The sequence below is a fragment of the Pseudoclavibacter soli DSM 23366 genome (assembly GCF_000423505.1).
Classification (GTDB): Bacteria; Actinomycetota; Actinomycetes; order Actinomycetales; family Microbacteriaceae; genus Pseudoclavibacter_A; species Pseudoclavibacter_A soli.
In genome coordinates this window covers 492,136-508,766 of the sequence record NZ_KE384027.1, presented here as the reverse complement: position 1 = coordinate 508,766, position 16,631 = coordinate 492,136, and the positions used below count along the sequence as shown (strand labels likewise).

Here is a 16,631-nt window from a genome sequence, read left to right as displayed (position 1 = left end):
CGATTCGAACCACAAGGAGCAATCACATGGCGTTCTACGACGCAGTCATCGAGATCCCCGCCGGGTCGCGCAATAAATACGAGGTCGATCACGAGACCGGTCGCGTCTACCTCGACCGCGTGCTGTTCACGAACTTCGTCTACCCGACCGACTACGGTTTCTTCGAGAACACTCTCGGCCAGGACGGCGACCCAGTTGACGTGCTGGTGCTGACTGAGATCCCCGTATTTCCGGGCGTCGGCGTCAAGGTGCGCCCGGTCGGCCTGTTGAACATGAAAGACGAGGCTGGCATCGACACCAAGATCATCGCGGTGCCCAAAGACCCGCGCTTCGATCACATCCAAGACATCGCTGATGTGCCCCAGGAGCTCAAAGACCGCATCGAGCACTTCTTTGCGCACTACAAAGACCTCGAGAAGGGCAAAGAGGTGACCCTCGGTGGTTGGGAGGGCGCTGAGGCTGCCGAGCGCGAGGTCCAAGAGGGCTTCGACCGCCTCAAGGCAGAGCAGTCGCACTGACCCTGCGCAGCAAGAACGTAAATCGGGCTCCGTCTGACGGCGGAGCCCGATTTGTGTCTCGTGCGATCAGTGGCTGGCGAGCCAGGAAACCGGGTTCACGCTCGTTCCAGCACTGGTGTAATTGCCGTAGTTGATACTGCCAATATGGATTTCAAAGTGCAGATGCGGCCCTGTTGAGGCGCCCGTGCTGCCGGTGTAAGCAATGGTCTGCCCTTTGGAGACGCTCTGGCCAACGCTGACGTTGAAGGCGCTCAGATGCTGATATCTCGCGTAGATGGTCTGTCCGTTGACCACTGAACGAACATCGACGTAGTTGCCGCGCGCAGACTGGAAGGCCACAGTGGTGACCGTGCCGTTGGCGATGGCCAGAGCCGCGGTGCCTGTCGGCACCGAGTAGTCGGTGCCATAGTGGAACTTCACTGTGCCGTAGATCGGGTGCACGCGGAATCCGTAGCCGCTGGAGGCTTTCAGATACGGCAGCGGAAAGCCGACGCCGCTGCTTGACGGGGCGGTCGGAGTCGTCGCTGACGGGCTGCCCGAAGACGAACTGCCCGAAGACGAACCACTCGAGGAACCGCCGGGCTGATTCGCGAGGGCTTCTTTGCGTGCAGCTTCTGCCGCAGCCGCCGCGGCACGCGCCGCCTGCTCTGCTTTGATTCCGGCGGCACGTTGCGCCTGGAGCTCTGCAGTCTCGCCTTGCAGCGATGACAGCTGAGCAGTGAGCTCTGCTGCGTGACTCTGCTGCTCGGCGAGGTTGTCTTCAAGGGCAGCCTGTGCCTCTTGGGTCGCCTGAGCCTTTTGCGCTGCAGTGTCAGCCAACGCAGTCAGCTGGTCTAGCGCGCTCTGTGCCTGAGTCTGCAGTGCCGAAGCTGTGTTGGCATCGGTCACGGCGCTCTCATACAGCTGACTGCTGCGCTCCCCAACACGCCCCATCACTCCAAGCTGATACAGCACTTCGTCGGCTTCATCACCAGAGAGGTAGATATTGACGCTGGAGTTGTTCGTACCGCCACTTCGATACATCTGCGCGATGGCTGCTCCGGCTTCGGCTTTGGATTGGTCAGCCTGCGCCTGCGCATTGAGCTGTCGCACCTGCAGGTCGTCGTAGACGGCCTGCTGAGCATCAAGGGCCGCCTGGGCCTGGTCGAGATCGCTCTGCGCAGCGGCGACCGCAGCCACTGCGGCATCGTACTGGCTGTTGAGACCATCAATCAGTGACTGCACCTGCGTGATCTGAGCTTGCTTAGCCGACTCATTCTGCTTGGCATTGTTGATGTCGTCCCAAGAGGGGTAAGAGGCCGCATACGACGGAGTGGGAGGGGTAAGCACGGAAACGCCGATCGCCAGGGTCGCCGAAAGCGTCAGACTGCCGAACAGCCGCCATCCACGTGTGCGAATCCTCATGCCCAGGTCACCCTCCGAAAATCTCCACAACGCCGAAAGACTACACGTAACCATACGACTGCCCCGCGACCACACCCAGATTATGACAAGTTCACAGCTGACAAGAAGTGGGCATGACGGCACGATTCGCCCCGATTTGACTGGCTCCTTAGGATAGACAGCAACGAGCGAGGAGCCGACATGCACACCACAGGGTCGAAGCGGGCCTCTCGGGTCATCGCCTGGCTACGAGACAACGTCACCAGCGGAACATGGCCTGTGGGCACAAAGATCCCCACTGAGCCCGAACTCAGCGCAACGCTGAACGTCGGGCGCAGCACCATCCGAGAGGCAGTGCGCTCTCTGGCGAGTTTGGGCATTCTTGAGACAGCACCAGGGCGCGGCACCTTCGTGCGTTCGACCAGCCCCGTCAGCGCGGTGCTCACCGACTACCTCGGTGAGAAGGCCATCGAAGACGTCCTCAGCATCCGCCGCACCCTTGAGATCGAGGCAGCACGCAAAGCCGCACTCGATCTCAGCGACCAGCATCTCAAGCAGCTGCGCGAGGCCATTGAACAAGAGCGCGCAGACGTCGAACGTGATGCCGAGGTGATGGAGCCGCCAGGGCCTTTCCACCTGGCGCTCGTCGAGGCCAGCGGCAATCCCCTGCTCACCGAGCTTTACAACGGTCTCGCCCACGCGGTCAAGGCTGGCATTAGGGATGGCCGCGTGCAGTCTTCGTCCCCCGAAGAGAAGCTTGCCGATCATGAACGTATCTACGCGGCGATCGTCAAGCACGACTTGGTCGAGGCAGTACATGCCGCCAACGATCACGGTGACCGCGACCTCATCATCGTGGCAGGTGCCCCGCATGAGCATGCCTCGGCGCCGGCCATCCCGACACTTGAGCAGCCCACCGAACAGTCAACGATCACGTACCGGCGTGTCGCGACCAAACGCCCAGAAAACCGCGACGCAGTGCGGGTCTTTCGCGTCGAACACGACGACTCCTGACTACTCAGTTTCGCTCGTTTTGCATATCGAGCGAGTTTTCGTTTAGAGTAGGTCGTCGGTACTGCTGACCGAGTTCTTGTAACTCGGTTGCGGCCCCATCGTCTAGTGGCCTAGGACACTGCCCTTTCACGGCGGTAACACGGGTTCGAATCCCGTTGGGGTCACGAGATGATAGAGTCTCGTAGTGCAGTCTGGCCCTGTAGCGCAGTTGGTTAGCGCGCCGCCCTGTCACGGCGGAGGTCGCGGGTTCAAGTCCCGTCAGGGTCGCTCGATGACAAGGGCCCTCTCACTTGGGAGGGCTCTTGTGTCGAAAGAGGCGACAGGCATTTCGCCAGTCTTCTCGCCGGGTGCTTGTGCATCCACGGCTCTGTAGCTCAGTTGGTAGAGCGTTCGACTGAAAATCGAGAGGTCACGGGATCGACGCCCGTCGGAGCCACCACTTCCGCCTGCCCCCCCCAAAAAAACAATTGTTCATGCAACTATTAGTGCTACAATTGCGGCATGTCCGACACTCGATGGCTCACTGACCAGCAGCTGAAGACGTGGCTGCGGCTCGAAGCGGTTGTTGAGCTGCTCCCTGGAGCACTCGACGCGCAGCTCATCAAAGACGCCGGCCTGACCCACTTCGAATACCTCGTGCTGGCCAAGCTCTCAGAATCGCCCGAACGCGCCCTGCGAATGACCCAGCTGGCCGCTTCTACCAACGCCACCCTCCCGAGGCTCTCACACGTGGTCTCAAGGCTCGAGAAGCGCGGCTACGTCGAGCGCACCTCGTGCAGTGACGATCGCCGCGTCACCATCGCCCGGCTGACCGAAGAAGGCTGGCAGAAAGTGGTCGAGTCTGCCCCTGGTCACGTGGCCAATGTGCGGCACTACGTGATCGACCAGCTCAGCAGCGAGCAGGTCGATCAGCTGTTCGCGATCACAGAGCGTCTGCTGAACACACTCGACCCCGACAACCGCCTTGAGGCGCGACGCTGAAACGATCAGCGTGAACAACAAAAGACCCCGCACATGGCGGGGTCTTTTGCGTGGTGCGAAGAGTCAGAGAGCCTTGATGTTCTCAGCCTGCAGGCCCTTGTCGCCCTTAACGATGTCGAATTCGACCTTCTGGTTCTCATCGAGCTTGCGGTAGCCCGTCGCCACGATGTTCTTGTGGTGCGCGAACACGTCTTCGCCGCCCTCGTCGGGGGAGATGAAGCCGTAGCCCTTTTCAGCGTTGAACCATTTCACGGTACCGGTAGTCATGCGTTGTGATCTTTCTTGCAAATGCGCCTCGACCTTCGAGGCGACTTGTGCGGTGTTGTTGCTTTGCACTTCAGCGGCAGATCACTCTGCCGCCGTTGTGAGACCGAGAAAAGACCCAGGCACACGGTACGGCGAAAAACACAAACCGTAGTGCTCAGTGTAGACGCATTCGTCTGCTTGGCAACCGCGAATGTCACAATCCCGTGAATGGTTCACACGATGGTCATCGGGGCGACATCGTCAGGATGCTCACTTCAGCGCAAAGACCTCAGCGAGCTGCTGCAGCGTGCCGGTTCGCGCAGCATTCTCAGTGAGTGGTTCGGATTCACGAGCGCCACCAATGGGGTGCACCATGATCTCGTCGACTCCGAAATGGGTCGCAGTCGCCCGCAGGCGCTCGGCCACGCTCTCAGCGGTGCCAATCACCCACCTCGAGCGCATGCGCTCGACAAGACCACGCTGCTCGTCGGTGAGTTCGGCCCGCGCCGCCTGCTCAACGGTGAGCTGCGGACCAGTGCCACCTTGAGTGTGCAGTCGAGCCATGCCGATGAGCTGGGGTAGGGCCAGCTGCTGCGCCTGCTCATCGGAGTCTGCAATCAGCACGTTTGCAGTAATGAATGTGCGCGGCTGATCTGTGCCACAGTACGCAGATCGGTATCTGTCAACGATTCCCGTGGCGTCGCCGCCCGAGAAGTGGTGTGCGAACACGTAATGCACACCGAGCTCTGCGGCCAGCCGCGCCGAGTACTCAGAGGAGCCCAGCAGCCACACCACAGGAGGCCGTGCGGGAAGTGTCGGCGAGGCGGCGACTGGATAGAGTCGGCCATCCGCCAGCTCGAAGCTGAACTGCCCGGCCAACAGTTCGAGCAGCTCTGTGACCCGCTGCGGGTACTCGGCCACCTGCTGACGCTGATCGCTGCCGGCACGCAGCACAAACGAGGTGACCGGGTCGGTGCCTGGTGCTCGACCGATTCCGAGGTCGACGCGCCCTGGAAAGGCATGTGCCAGCAGCGTGAACTGCTCGGCGACGACCAGCGGTTGATGGTTGAGCAGCATGACGCCGCCAGAGCCGAGCCGAATGCGATTGGTGACCGAGCCGATGAGCCCCAAAATCACCGGAGGCGTGGTCGAGGCGACACCGGCGGTGTTGTGATGCTCAGCGACCCAATATCGGTGAAAGCCCAGGGCATCGGCGGTCTGAGCCAGCTGTAGCGAGGCCTGCAACGCCTGTGGTGTGCTCTGGCCAGTGCGAACGGGAATCAGATCGAGCACAGACAGGCGCAATGCCTCCTGCGGTTCTGACGCCGATTCACTCATCAACTGCCTCCTTCGGTTCGCCCAGGGCCTTTTGGCTCGCCCGGCGTTCTGAACGCCCTTCGACCATAAAGTACAGCACCGGCAGCACCAGCAGCGTCAGCACGGTGGATGAGACCAGCCCACCGATGACCACGAGAGCGAGTGGCTGCGAAATGAACCCGGCGTGCCCGGTCATGCCGATGGCCATAGGCACCAGTGCGAACACTGTGGCCGCGGCTGTCATCAGAATCGGCCGCAGACGGCGCGATGCGCCTTCGACAACCGCTTCTCGCACCGGCACTCCACGAGCTCGGAACTGGTTGACCAAATCGATCAGCACGATCGCATTGGTCACCACAATACCGATCAGCATCAGCACGCCCACCAGCGAAGCAGCACCGAGTGGCACCCCGGCGATCAGCTGCAGCAGCAGTGCACCGGTGGCGGCAAACGGAATTGAAATCAGCAGCAGCAGCGGTTGGCGCAGCGAGCGGAAGGTCGCAACCATGATCACATACACGATGAGGATGGCCGCCAACAGCGCGAGGCCCAGACTGTGGAACGCATCGGACTGGTCGGCCAGCACACCGCCGGTCGACACTGAGACGCCGTCGGGCAGCTGCACTTCATCGGTGACCTGGCTCACTGCGTTCGACACGCTGGTGAGGTCATCGCCGACCGGGGTGACGGTGATGGTCGCCGAGCGCTGGCCACGAATACTGTGGATCGATGCAGCCACCTGCTGCTGGTCGACGGAGGCGAGATCTGACAGTTTGACCACTCCGGCGGGTGTAGTGATGTCGACGTCGCGCAGCTGGTCAATGGTCGTTGGTTGGTCGTCAGAGCGAACCACCACGGCAACATTCTGCTCGTCGAGCGTGACCTCGGCGACTTGGCTCGGGTCGAGCAGTTGTGCGAGTGTGCTCACGATCTGCGTCTCGGTGATGCCATGTGCTGCCGCCTGTGCGCGATCGACATCGACATGCACCGTATCGATGGTGCTGGTCAGATCACTCTCGACCGCAGCCACTTCGTCGAGGTCGCTCAGACGTGTGGTCAGATCATCGGTCGCCTGTCGCAGGCGCTCGTCATCAGGAGCCTGAATGTCGAGCTCGACGTTTGACGAGACGCCCGAGGAGTCACCCATCGTCAGAGACAGGTCGCCCGCGTCAGTCAGCGAGTCGAGCGCGGCTCGAAGATCGGTCTGCACCTGCTCGGCATCACGATCGGAGTCAAAGGCGATCTGGAATGTGGCGCTCGCCTCGGCACCGCCGAGAAAGCTCGAGGTAGTAAGCCGCCCAGTCGTGCCGATCGTTGCAGTCACCGTCTCAACGCCAGGCACGGCTGACACCGCATCTTCGACTTTCTGCGCCTGTGCACTTGCCACCTCGAGAGTGGTGCCGCTCGGCAGCGTCTGCGATACCGACGCGGAGTTCTCTCCGGAGTCACCGATGAAGTTGGTCTCGAGCAGCGGGGTCAGCGCGAGCGTGATGGCCAACACAACGACTGCTGAGACGAGAGTCGTCCAGGGGTGATGCAGCGTGGTCTCCAGCACGGGTTCGTACCAGCGCTGCAAACGCGTCTTGGGCTCTTCGGCGAGCTCGATCACCGAGGCCGGGTCGTTCTGCGCATTGGAGTGCCGCGACTTCGGCCGCAGGAACCAGTAGGCCAGCACGGGCACGATGGTCAGCGAGACGAACAGTGATGCTGCCAGCGCGATGACCACGGTGAAGGCGAAGGGTTTGAAGAGCTCCCCCACCACACCGCTGACAAAGCCAACTGGCAAAAACACCGCCGCGGTGGTCAGCGTCGACGCGGTGACTGCACCGGCAACCTCGCGCACTGCATGCAGAATGATCGTCTGTCGATTCTCTCCCCGCTCCAACTCGAGATGCCGGTTGATGTTCTCGATGACCACAATCGAGTCGTCGACCACTCGGCCGATCGCGATAGTGAGCGCGCCCAAGGTCAGCACATTCAGCGAGTACCCGGCGAATTCGATGCCGATGAAGGTGACCAGCAGTGACGTGGGGATCGAGATCGCCGTCACGATGGTTGAGCGCACTGACATCAAGAACAGCAGGATCACGATCACTGCGAACCCAAGGCCGAGCAGCCCTTCGGTTGACAGCGACTCGATCGACTGCTCGATGAAGGGCGCCTGATCGTAGATGACCGTCAGCTGCACGTCTCCGCCAAGCTGTGCCTGCAGGTCAGAGAGCTGCTTGTTAATCTGCTGCGAGACGTCAACCGTGTTGCCATCGGCACGCTTAGTCACCTGCACCGTGACCGCGGTGTCACCGTTCACTCGGCTGATGCTGGTGACCGGCTGCTGCTCGAGCGATACCGTGGCGACCTCGCCGAGTGTCGTCTCTTGCAGTGTCGCTGTGGCCGACGAGGCGGTCGAGGCAGACGTGGTCACCGGCAGCAGTGGCAGTGCATTGAGGTCGTCGATCGAGGTGAATTTAGACCCGACCCGCACCGAGAGGTCACGGTCGCCTTCGGTCACCTGCCCAGCACCGGCCACAGTGCCGTTGGTGGTCAGGGCCTGTGTGATGGATGCGGTGGTCAGGCCGCGTTCGGCCAAGGCGGCATCGTCGGGCACAATTCGCACCTCGCGGGAGCCGGCTCCGACGACGGTCGCTGCGGCGACGCCGTCAATATGCTCGATCGTATTCGTGGTGCCGTCTTCGAGCCGTTCACCGATCTCGACAGCACTCAGCGTGGTCGATGTGGCGGCGATCTGCACCACGGGAATATCGTCGGTCGAGCCGGTGGCAATGATCGGGTCAGAGCCCTCGGGCAGCAGACTGGAAATTCGATTGACCGCCTGTTGCACTTTCTGCTCGGCAGCGACGGTATCGGTGCCGAAGGCGAATCGTGCGGTGACCACCGAAGACCCGGTGCTCGACGTCGACGACGTGGAGTCGATGATGTCGATGCTCTGCAGCGCACTCTCGATCGGTGTCGAGAGCTGTGCGTCGACCACGTCAGGCGCGTTGCCCGGCGAGCTGGTCTGCACGACGACGATCGGCAGCTGAATGTTGGGCATGAGCGCCTGTTTGGCGTTGGTCATCGCGTAGACGCCAAAGAAAGCGATCACCACGGTGACCAGGGCGATCAACGCGCGATTCGCCAGACTCAGCTTGGCCAGACGGAACATGTCATCCTCACCGGTGGCTCGCGAGACTGAGCCGACCATATCTGCATTCTTCCACATCGGTATGACTGCGGATGCTCACCAGAGTCGGCACTGTCACCTGCCGTGACGTCGTTGGTCGCCAAGAATCTCGGCGGCCGGTGCCGCGCGTGGTAGACTGCTAGGCATTCTGTGCATTCTTACTCTGGTGCACGTCGTCGAATCTGAGCATGACAGGAGGTCTCGTTCATGGGACGCGGCCGCCAGAAGGCGAAACACACCAAAGTTGCCCGACAACTGAAGTACAACGTGCCGGCGACCGATTACGCCGCCCTTGAACGCGAGCTGACCGGGCATGGTCATGATGATGAGCTCCCCACTGATGAGTGGAGCAAATACGACTACCCGGCCGAAGACGACCCCGACGAAGACGACGAGCGCTGACGCCGCGCGGCCTCAGCCGCGATAGTCTCCGACCAAGCGCACCGCTCCCGCAGTCACACCCTTCGCCCCCACGGTAAAGCCCTCGAGATCTCGGGCTTGGTCGCTGACCACACCCACCTGCCACGCCGGCACACCCGCGCGCTCGAACGCCGCGATGATCTCGTCGGCCAATTGGGCATCCACAAAGGCGGCCATGCCGAGGCCCAAGTTCCAGGTGTCTTCGACTTCGCGCAGACCAAAACCACCGAGATCTGCCAGCACGCTGAACACCCCAGGCGGCTGCCACGTGGAGCGGTCAACCTCGACCCAGAGCCCAGCCGGCAGCACGCGAGCCAGATTGGCGGCAATGCCCCCGCCGGTGATGTGGCTGAGCATGTGCACACCTGCGCCCAGCTGAGCATCGCCAAGCACCTGCACAACCGGAGCCGCATAGAGACGAGTGGGCTCGAGCAGCTCTTCGCCGATGGTGTGAGAGAACTCGGGCAGCGTATCGGTGTACTGCAGACCGGCATCGGCCAGCACACGCCGCACCAATGAGTAGCCATTCGAGTGCAGACCACTGGACGCCAAGGCGATCAGCACGTCGCCTGCCTGCACTCGCGCGGGGTCGAGACGACGCTCATAGTCGACCACGCCGACCGCTGCGCCGGCGAGATCGTACTCGTCAGGGCCCAGCAGATCAGGATGCTCAGCGACCTCGCCACCGATCAGTGCGGTGCCGGTTGCCGCGCAGGCACGGGCGATGGAGTCGACGATGGTGGCAATGCGCTCGGGCACCACCTGGCCGGTGGCCACGTAATCGGTCATGAACAGCGGGCGCGCGCCCACGACCACAATGTCGTCGACGACCATGCCGACAAGATCTTGTCCGATGGTGTCGTGCTTGTCGATCGCCTGCGCGATGGCGACCTTGGTGCCCACTCCGTCGGTCGATGTGGCGAGCACCGGATGCTCGAGCCCTTTAACTGCTGAGATGTCGAACAACCCGGCAAAGCCGCCGACGCCGCCGATGACCTGCGGCCCGTGTGTCGCCTGCACAGAGGCTTTCATGAGTTCGACCGCGCGGTCTCCGGCTTCGGTGTCGACTCCGGCTTGGGCATACAGGCTCACAGGGTGCTCTCTCTCAGTGTGGGTGTTCAGGCGTGATGGACGGTCTGCGTGTGACCGAGCTGACCATGGGTGATGCCAGAGGCGGCATCGACCAGCGAGTCGAGTTCGCTGTCTGGTCCGGGGTTGCATGCCGGCGGCTGCTCGAGCAGGTCTTTGCCGAGCTCGCTCTCGTCAGGCAGCGGGATCGGGTAGTGACCGGTGAAGCAGGCCGTGCACAGTTCAGATTCAGACTGCTCAGTGGCGGCGATCATGCCGTCTTTGCTGATGTAGCCCAGCGAGTCGGCGCCGATCATACGGCCGATCTCTTCGATGGAGGCACCCGAGGCAATCAGCTCGGCTCGCGAGGCGAAGTCGATGCCGTAAAAGCACGGCCAGGTGATCGGCGGCGACGAGATGCGCACGTGCACCTCAGAGGCACCAGCCTCACGGAGCATAGCCACCACGGCGCGCTGAGTGTTGCCGCGCACGATGGAGTCATCGATAACCACGAGGCGCTTGCCTGCGATGACCTCACGCAGTGGGTTGAGCTTCAGCCTAATGCCCCGCTGACGAATGGTCTGCGAGGGCTGAATGAACGTGCGCCCGACATAGGCGTTCTTGACCAGACCCTGCCCATAGGGAATGCCCGACTCTTGCGAATAGCCGATGGCTGCGGGTGTGCCCGAATCAGGCGTCGGGATGACCAAATCAGCTTCGACCGGATATTCACGTGCCAGCGCCTTGCCCATCTCGATGCGGGAGGCATTGACCGAACGACCGTTGATGGTGGTGTCGGGCCGAGCGAGGTAGACGTATTCGAAGACGCAGCCCGCCCGATGCTTCTCGGCGAAACGCTGCGACCGCACCCCGTTCTCGTCGATGGCGATGAGCTCGCCGGGTTCGACTTCGCGCACGAACGACGCACCGACGATGTCGAGGGCTGCGGTCTCGCTGGCCACAACCCAGCCGCGCTCGAGTCGACCCAGCACCAACGGGCGCACACCCTGCGGGTCACGTGCCGCATAGAGCGTGTGTTCGTCCATGAACGCTAGGCAGAAAGCTCCGCGTACCTGCGGCAGAATCTGCATCGCCGTGGCTTCGAGCGTGTGGTCGGGATCGCCGCTGAGCAGCGCGGTGAGCACTGCCGTGTCGGTGGTGTTGCCGTGCGAGAGCTCGCCGAAACGCTGATCTGGGTGCAGATCGTGCAGCAGGCGCAGCAGCTCGGCAGTATTGGTCAGGTTGCCGTTGTGACCGAGCGCAACCGTGCCGTTGGCCGTCTTGCCCAAGGTCGGCTGAGCGTTGGCCCATGTGGATCGACCCGTGGTGGAATAGCGATTGTGGCCCACCGCAATATGGCCGACCAGAGAATTGAGCGATGACTCATCAAAGACCTGCGAAACGAGACCCATGTCTTTGTACACAGTGATCTGATGACCGTCTGAGGTGGCGATGCCCGCCGACTCGGTGCCGCGATGCTGCAATGCGAACAGGCCAAAATACGTGAGTTTAGAAACTTCTTCGCCCGGCGCCCAGACGCCGAACACGCCGCACTCGTCTTGTGGCCCCTTCTCGTCTGGAAGCAGGTCGTGATTGAGCATGCCGTCACCGCGAGCCACGGTCACTCCTTGTCTGACGACGGGCGGTCAGCCGTCGCCTCGGCTGGCCGGTCATCATCGTGTTGGGGAAGATCAATTGTCTCACCCTCAGCAGCGCTCACGCCACCCACAGGGGCAGACTCGCCGGCATCAGGTTCGACGACTTCGTGTACGGCCAAGGCCACACTCGTGCGACTGCGCAGCACTCGCTCGGCGATCAGTGCCGCCGCGAGCGCGAGAACTGCTCCTGCGGCAGCCAAAGCCAGGGCCAGCAGACCAAAAGCCTGCAGTGTGGAGACCTGTCGCACACCAGACTCTTCAGAAGAGGTTCCGCCGCCGGAGACGAGAGTGATCACCGCCGCCGCGACCACACCGATGACGGCGCCGAACACGGCAAACGTGAGAAATTTGGGGGCACTGCGCACTTCGACCTGTACGTGCTGCGTCTGTTCGCTCACCTGTTAAAACTACCCCACTCCACGAGCGCGCCTGACCACGCTCAGCCCAACGGCCGAGCCATACCCGGCAGTGGCAGCAGATGCCCGAGGTCTGCTCGCGCCCCGGAGGCATCGACCGACCCGCCGGCGACTGCGTCCTGCCACGTGCGTCGACCGGCCACGAGATCAAGCCAGGTTTGTGCATCCGTCTCGATCACATTGGGCGGTGTGCCACGGGTGTGCCGCGGCCCCTCGATGCACTGCACAGCACCGAACGGCGGCACCCGAACCTCCACCGCATGCCCCGGCTGGTCGGCCGCGAGCTCTTGCAGCGTAAAGCGAACGGCGCAGGCCAGAGTGGTGCGATCAACGTCACTGACCGCCGCCCCGCGCGTCGCAGCCCGATAGGCCTCGAGCCCGGTGCGTTCGTCGATGCGTCTGATGGCCATGCCCAGATTCTATGCCGTGCCGTCGCCACCGAGGAGCGTGCGCCGCCCGCGGAGGACGGACGCGGCTCTCGCGAGCTCTGGCATCAGCACTCCGCGATGCCGAACAGTTGAAGCTTGCGATACAGCGACGAGCGCGAGATGCCGAGTGCGACCGCCGCCCGGCTGCGGTTGCCGCCCTGCTCGCGCAGTGCGGCGACGATCGCGTCGCGCTCCGCGCGTTCAAGCTCGCCGAGCGGGATGCGCCCCTGCGTGAAACACGAGGCCGGAAGGTCTTCGGGCGGGATCCGCCCGACTGGCCGCCGCGCGAGCACATGATCGACCACCTGCTCGAGCTCATGCAGGTTACCTGGCCAGTCGTGCGCGCACAGCACCCGCATCGCCTCGGGGCTGAGCGCGCTGCGCCCACCGAACCCCCGACGCTCCAGCATGCGACCGACCATCAGCGGGATGTCGGCTCGGCGATGTCTGAGCGCCGGCACCGTCACGGTCTCCTCGAAGCGGGCCAGTTCGGCAGCCGCGCCCTCGGGGACGCCCTGGGGCAGCACGGTCATGGTGGCGGCCACCGCGGCCCCGGAGAGCTCGCCCTCGTCACCCAGCAGACGGTCGAGCGCTCGATCGCCTGCCGGCGAGAGTCGCTGCACATCACGGACGAGCACCAGCAGGTCTGCCGCCTGTGCAGACGGGCGCACTGCGCACTCACCCCGGTTGAGCGACTCCGCATCGAGGCACACCACGCGCCCCTGAGGTCGGCACCGCCGCCAGATGCTCTCGACCAGAGACACCCGGCCCGTTCCGGGCTCGCCGAGCACGATCACCGGCCGTGCGGCACTGATCAGGCGCTCGATCTGCGTACAGGCCTGCTGCACGCTCGGCGTCGCACCGAGCTCTGCAGCATCCGGCGTGCCGAGCCTGGCAGCATCCGACGGGCCTGCCTCAAGCTGCCGCCGCACCGCTCGGTTCACGCGTCGCGCCTCGCAGACCACCCCCACAGCGATGTCGGCGACGGTGACCACTCGGCACACCAGACGCACGGGATCACCGGTGGGCAGCTCCAGCTCCTCTCTGCGATCGCGCCCTCCCTCGAGCACGAAGAGGGCGTGCTGGCCGATCCACTGCTGCTCGGTCACGGTGAACACACGCTGCGCCTCGGCGTTGGCCATGGACAGCCGCTCCCCTGCCGCGAACACAGCGTGCTGGCCCCGCGCGTCAGCCAGCACGAAGCGCTCGAAGATCGCCCGCTGAGCGACGCTGCGATCGAGCAGCAGAGCACGCTCGATCTCCCGGGCTCCCGAGCGCACCAGCGAGTGCATGACCACACAGGCGTCGGTGCTGATGCCACTGAGATCGAGCACCCCCTCGATGCGGCCGGTCAGCGGGTCACGGATGGGGGCGCCGGAACAGGTCAGACGCATGAACCGCTCCTGAAAGTGGTGTTCCCCCGCAATGTGCGCGGCACGCCCGGAGGCGAGCACGGTGCCGATGCCGTTGGTGCCGATCGCGGTCTCGGCGTAATCGAATCCCGGCGCAAAACTGACCGCATCGAGGGCGGAGCCCACCTTGGTGGAGTTGTCGAACCTGGTGAGGATGCGGGCCCTGTTGTCAGACAGCGCGATCGAGACCGGCAGATGCTCGATCGTCTCCCGGAGTCTGGCCAAGGGCTCGCCGGCGCAGCGCAGCAGGCGTGAGTCGTCGACCTTGCCGAGAAACGGCGATTCCTTCCCGCCCTGCTGCACGCCGGCCAGCTGCGAGCGCCGCCAGGATGCGCGCACGAATCCCTCGTCGACGACCGCGTGCGCCCGGCCGCCCTCGTGGGCGTGGGGCACCGATGAAGTCTCGTTCATGAGCTGACTCCTTTGTCACCGTGAACGGATGGACGAAAACTACCCCATCGAGCCCGACGATGTCGAACCGTATACGTCAGCGACGGCGCTGTCTCATTTTCGGACAGTTCGCCCACCGACCGCCGCACGACACTGATCATCGAGGGTCATCTGGAGCGCCGACGGCGTGGACCCGACAACCACAGACCGACGATTCACGTTCATCCAGCGCAAAGGAGCATTCGATGGGACGGCTGATCAACATTGACAACGGGGGCACGCTCACCGACATCTGTGTGTGGGACGAGGGGCGGGTGACTTACACCAAGACGCTCACTACACCCTTCGATCTCTCACAGTGCCTGTTCGACGGGCTCGCCAAGGCCTCGACCACACTGTTCGACCGAGAGGATCTGCCCCGACTGCTGCACGGCACCGACCACATCCGCTATTCGACCACGCAGGGCACGAACGCTCTGGTGGAGCGCCAGGGGCCGAAGATCGGCGTGATCAGCGATGACGCGGCGACCATCGAGGCGATGCGTGACACCCCCGCAGAGCGCCAGGTGTTCGACGATCTGATCGGCGAACGCCACGCGGTGATCGATCTCTCCGTCGATGACGAGCGACTCGCCGCCGACATCGTGCCCCTGGTCAACAGGCTCACCATCGACGGTGCAGCCCGCATCGTGATCGGGGCAGGCGGCCTGGACGGCGCCGAGGAGGCACGCATCCGTCGGGTGCTGCTGAGAGCATTCCCCCGGCACCTGCTCGGCTCGGTGCCCGTGCTGTACTCCTCCGACTTCGTGGCCGATCGCGACACCGCGCGTCGGATGTGGTCGGGGGTGCTCAACAGCTTCCTGCACCCGACCATCGAGCGATTCCTCTACAACACCGAGCACAGGCTCCGTGACCACCGTGTGCGCAACCCGCTGCTCATCTACCGCAATGACGGTGCATCCTCCCGCGTGGCCAAGTCGGTCGCTCTGAAAACCTATTCCTCCGGGCCTCGTGGAGGCATGGAAGGGACGAGGGCCCTGGCCCGCGCCTACGGTCTCGACACCGTGCTGATGATCGACGTCGGAGGCACCACCACCGATGTGGGCGTGGTCACCTCAGCCGAGATCGTCACGCAGCGTCGCGGCACCGTGGGCGGTGTCTCGGTGTCGTTCCCGCTGAGCGACGTGCACTCCGCAGGCGTCGGCGGCAGTTCGATCATCGCCGCCCGCGACGGTCGGATCACCGTGGGCCCGCGCAGCGTCGGCGCCGCCCCCGGACCGGCCTGCTTCGGGTTCGGCGGTGAGCACGCCACCATCACCGACGTGAACCTGCTGCTCGGGGTGCTCGACGCAGACACCTACCTCGACGGTGCACTCGCCCTCGACGCCGAGCGCTCACGCGCGGTCATCACGAAGACCGTCGCCGACCCGCTCGGCATCACACTCGAAGAGGCCCTGGTGCAGATGGAGGCGGCATACTTCCAGGCGATCGCCAACGCGTTCGCCGACCGGATCGAAGACGCCGACCACACGACGGTGGCGGCCTTCGGCGGCGCCGGTCCCATGAGCGCCGCGGGTGCGGCACGCCTCGCGGGGGTGCGCCAGGTACTCATCCCCCGACTCGCCGCGGTGTTCTCGGCGTTCGGCATCGGGTTCTCGGACATCGGCCAGACCTACGAGGTGGCACTCGACGCGACCTCTGCCGAAGATCTCGAAGAGCAGTATCGACGCCTGCTCAAGCGCGCAGAACGCGACATGTTCCAGGAGGGGCACGACCTCTCAGAGTGCACGATCAGCACGACGGTGACCATTGAGCGTGCCGACGACGAGACCGACGCCCGCGTCGTCGACTACCGGCCCGAAGACGCGCTGGAGCTGGCCGACGGAGAGGTCGCCACGCTCTCGCTGACCGCCGCGCGGGAGCTGCCGCACGTCGAGATCGACGCCGCGCAGCGCCCGGAGCCGGTCGAGGCCCGGGCGGCCACGACGCGCTCTGTGCGGGCTGACGCGACACTGGTCGAGGATGTGCCCGTCTACCGCCTCGAGGAGCAACAGCCCGGGGCCCGCGCCAACGGGCCCGCCATCGTCGAGGGGCCGTTCTACACCGCCCGCGTCCTCGGCGGATGGCGCTTCGAGGTCACCGCGGCCGGCGATCTGCTGCTGACAGACGAGACCCCGGTCCAGGCGTCCTGAATTCCCA

The 16,631-nt window shown here is 63.9% G+C and carries 14 protein-coding genes and 3 tRNA genes; 8 read left to right on the top strand and 9 right to left on the bottom strand.

The window, feature by feature from the left end; all coding sequences use genetic code 11:
- Positions 1–26 precede the first annotated feature (26 nt).
- On the top strand, positions 27–518 hold the full coding sequence (locus G557_RS0109860) for an inorganic diphosphatase (protein WP_028245890.1): 492 nt from the start codon (positions 27–29) through the stop codon (positions 516–518).
- A 66-nt stretch (positions 519–584) separates the two neighbouring features.
- Here the strand turns inward: G557_RS0109860 and G557_RS0109855 are convergent, their stop codons facing one another.
- Positions 585–1,922: a peptidoglycan DD-metalloendopeptidase family protein gene (locus G557_RS0109855; protein ID WP_028245889.1), complete on the bottom strand. Its 1,338-nt coding sequence runs from the start codon at positions 1,920–1,922 to the stop codon at positions 585–587.
- A 180-nt stretch (positions 1,923–2,102) separates the two neighbouring features.
- Here G557_RS0109855 and G557_RS12990 point away from each other — a divergent pair, with 180 nt between their 5' ends.
- The 5 genes from G557_RS12990 to G557_RS0109830 all read left to right on the top strand — a co-directional run bounded on the left by G557_RS12990 (position 2,103) and on the right by G557_RS0109830 (position 3,896).
- Entirely contained in the window at positions 2,103–2,915 is an 813-nt protein-coding gene (locus G557_RS12990) for a FadR/GntR family transcriptional regulator (RefSeq protein WP_051224989.1), read from the top strand.
- 91 nt (positions 2,916–3,006) lie between these two features.
- Positions 3,007–3,079 (top strand) — tRNA-Glu (locus G557_RS0109845).
- Between the two features lie 29 nt (positions 3,080–3,108).
- A tRNA-Asp gene (locus G557_RS0109840) sits at positions 3,109–3,182 on the top strand.
- A 96-nt stretch (positions 3,183–3,278) separates the two neighbouring features.
- Positions 3,279–3,354: transfer RNA gene (locus tag G557_RS0109835), tRNA-Phe, on the top strand.
- Between the two features lie 62 nt (positions 3,355–3,416).
- Entirely contained in the window at positions 3,417–3,896 is a 480-nt protein-coding gene (locus G557_RS0109830; protein WP_028245888.1) for a MarR family winged helix-turn-helix transcriptional regulator, read from the top strand.
- A 63-nt stretch (positions 3,897–3,959) separates the two neighbouring features.
- Here the strand turns inward: G557_RS0109830 and G557_RS0109825 are convergent, their stop codons facing one another.
- The 3 genes from G557_RS0109825 to G557_RS12985 all read right to left on the bottom strand — a co-directional run bounded on the left by G557_RS0109825 (position 3,960) and on the right by G557_RS12985 (position 8,661).
- The gene (locus G557_RS0109825) at positions 3,960–4,163 is read right to left on the bottom strand and encodes a cold-shock protein (RefSeq protein ID WP_028245887.1); all 204 of its coding nucleotides are present in this window, start codon (positions 4,161–4,163) and stop codon (positions 3,960–3,962) included.
- A gap of 249 nt (positions 4,164–4,412) precedes the next feature.
- Positions 4,413–5,480 carry an LLM class flavin-dependent oxidoreductase gene (locus tag G557_RS0109820; protein ID WP_051224988.1) on the bottom strand — a complete coding sequence of 356 codons (1,068 nt, stop codon included), beginning with the start codon at positions 5,478–5,480 and terminating at the stop codon, positions 4,413–4,415.
- Positions 5,473–8,661: an efflux RND transporter permease subunit gene (locus G557_RS12985; protein WP_051224987.1), complete on the bottom strand. Its 3,189-nt coding sequence runs from the start codon at positions 8,659–8,661 to the stop codon at positions 5,473–5,475. Before G557_RS12985 ends, G557_RS0109820 begins: the two co-directional genes overlap by 8 nt.
- Positions 8,662–8,847: 186 nt before the next feature.
- Between G557_RS12985 and G557_RS0109810 the strand changes: the two genes are divergently transcribed.
- A complete protein-coding gene (locus G557_RS0109810; protein WP_028245885.1) occupies positions 8,848–9,042 on the top strand; it encodes a DUF3073 domain-containing protein in 195 nt (64 codons plus the stop codon).
- A 12-nt stretch (positions 9,043–9,054) separates the two neighbouring features.
- On the opposite strand, the gene purM is transcribed toward G557_RS0109810, so the two are convergent.
- The 5 genes from purM to G557_RS12970 all read right to left on the bottom strand — a co-directional run bounded on the left by purM (position 9,055) and on the right by G557_RS12970 (position 14,453).
- Positions 9,055–10,152 carry a phosphoribosylformylglycinamidine cyclo-ligase gene (gene purM, locus G557_RS0109805; protein ID WP_028245884.1) on the bottom strand — a complete coding sequence of 366 codons (1,098 nt, stop codon included), beginning with the start codon at positions 10,150–10,152 and terminating at the stop codon, positions 9,055–9,057.
- Between the two features lie 26 nt (positions 10,153–10,178).
- Complete coding sequence (purF, locus tag G557_RS12980; RefSeq protein WP_245542812.1) at positions 10,179–11,729, bottom strand: amidophosphoribosyltransferase; 1,551 nt, start codon at positions 11,727–11,729, stop codon at positions 10,179–10,181.
- 20 nt (positions 11,730–11,749) lie between these two features.
- Positions 11,750–12,184 carry a hypothetical protein gene (locus tag G557_RS13550; RefSeq protein ID WP_051224986.1) on the bottom strand — a complete coding sequence of 145 codons (435 nt, stop codon included), beginning with the start codon at positions 12,182–12,184 and terminating at the stop codon, positions 11,750–11,752.
- 41 nt (positions 12,185–12,225) lie between these two features.
- A complete protein-coding gene (locus G557_RS0109790; RefSeq protein WP_028245883.1) occupies positions 12,226–12,612 on the bottom strand; it encodes a sterol carrier family protein in 387 nt (128 codons plus the stop codon).
- A gap of 83 nt (positions 12,613–12,695) precedes the next feature.
- Complete coding sequence (locus tag G557_RS12970) at positions 12,696–14,453, bottom strand: sigma-54-dependent Fis family transcriptional regulator (RefSeq protein WP_051224985.1); 1,758 nt, start codon at positions 14,451–14,453, stop codon at positions 12,696–12,698.
- 224 nt (positions 14,454–14,677) lie between these two features.
- Here G557_RS12970 and G557_RS0109780 point away from each other — a divergent pair, with 224 nt between their 5' ends.
- Positions 14,678–16,624, top strand: coding sequence for a hydantoinase/oxoprolinase family protein (locus G557_RS0109780; protein ID WP_028245882.1), 1,947 nt, complete (start codon positions 14,678–14,680; stop codon positions 16,622–16,624).
- The last annotated feature ends 7 nt before the right edge of the window (positions 16,625–16,631 follow it).

What these genes read in the sequence shown, in the direction of transcription:
- G557_RS0109825 (WP_028245887.1), bottom strand. Translation starts at nt 4,163, where the DNA reads ATGACTACCGGTACCGTGAAATGGTTCAACGCTGAAAAGGGCTACGGC.
- G557_RS0109820 (WP_051224988.1), bottom strand. Translation starts at nt 5,480, where the DNA reads ATGAGTGAATCGGCGTCAGAACCGCAGGAGGCATTGCGCCTGTCTGTG.
- G557_RS12985 (WP_051224987.1), bottom strand. Translation starts at nt 8,661, where the DNA reads ATGGTCGGCTCAGTCTCGCGAGCCACCGGTGAGGATGACATGTTCCGT.
- G557_RS12990 (WP_051224989.1), top strand. Translation starts at nt 2,103, where the DNA reads ATGCACACCACAGGGTCGAAGCGGGCCTCTCGGGTCATCGCCTGGCTA.
- G557_RS0109830 (WP_028245888.1), top strand. Translation starts at nt 3,417, where the DNA reads ATGTCCGACACTCGATGGCTCACTGACCAGCAGCTGAAGACGTGGCTG.
- G557_RS0109780 (WP_028245882.1), top strand. Translation starts at nt 14,678, where the DNA reads ATGGGACGGCTGATCAACATTGACAACGGGGGCACGCTCACCGACATC.
- G557_RS12970 (WP_051224985.1), bottom strand. Translation starts at nt 14,453, where the DNA reads ATGAACGAGACTTCATCGGTGCCCCACGCCCACGAGGGCGGCCGGGCG.
- G557_RS0109790 (WP_028245883.1), bottom strand. Translation starts at nt 12,612, where the DNA reads ATGGCCATCAGACGCATCGACGAACGCACCGGGCTCGAGGCCTATCGG.
- G557_RS0109810 (WP_028245885.1), top strand. Translation starts at nt 8,848, where the DNA reads ATGGGACGCGGCCGCCAGAAGGCGAAACACACCAAAGTTGCCCGACAA.
- G557_RS0109855 (WP_028245889.1), bottom strand. Translation starts at nt 1,922, where the DNA reads ATGAGGATTCGCACACGTGGATGGCGGCTGTTCGGCAGTCTGACGCTT.
- G557_RS0109860 (WP_028245890.1), top strand. Translation starts at nt 27, where the DNA reads ATGGCGTTCTACGACGCAGTCATCGAGATCCCCGCCGGGTCGCGCAAT.
- purF (WP_245542812.1), bottom strand. Translation starts at nt 11,729, where the DNA reads ATGCTCAATCACGACCTGCTTCCAGACGAGAAGGGGCCACAAGACGAG.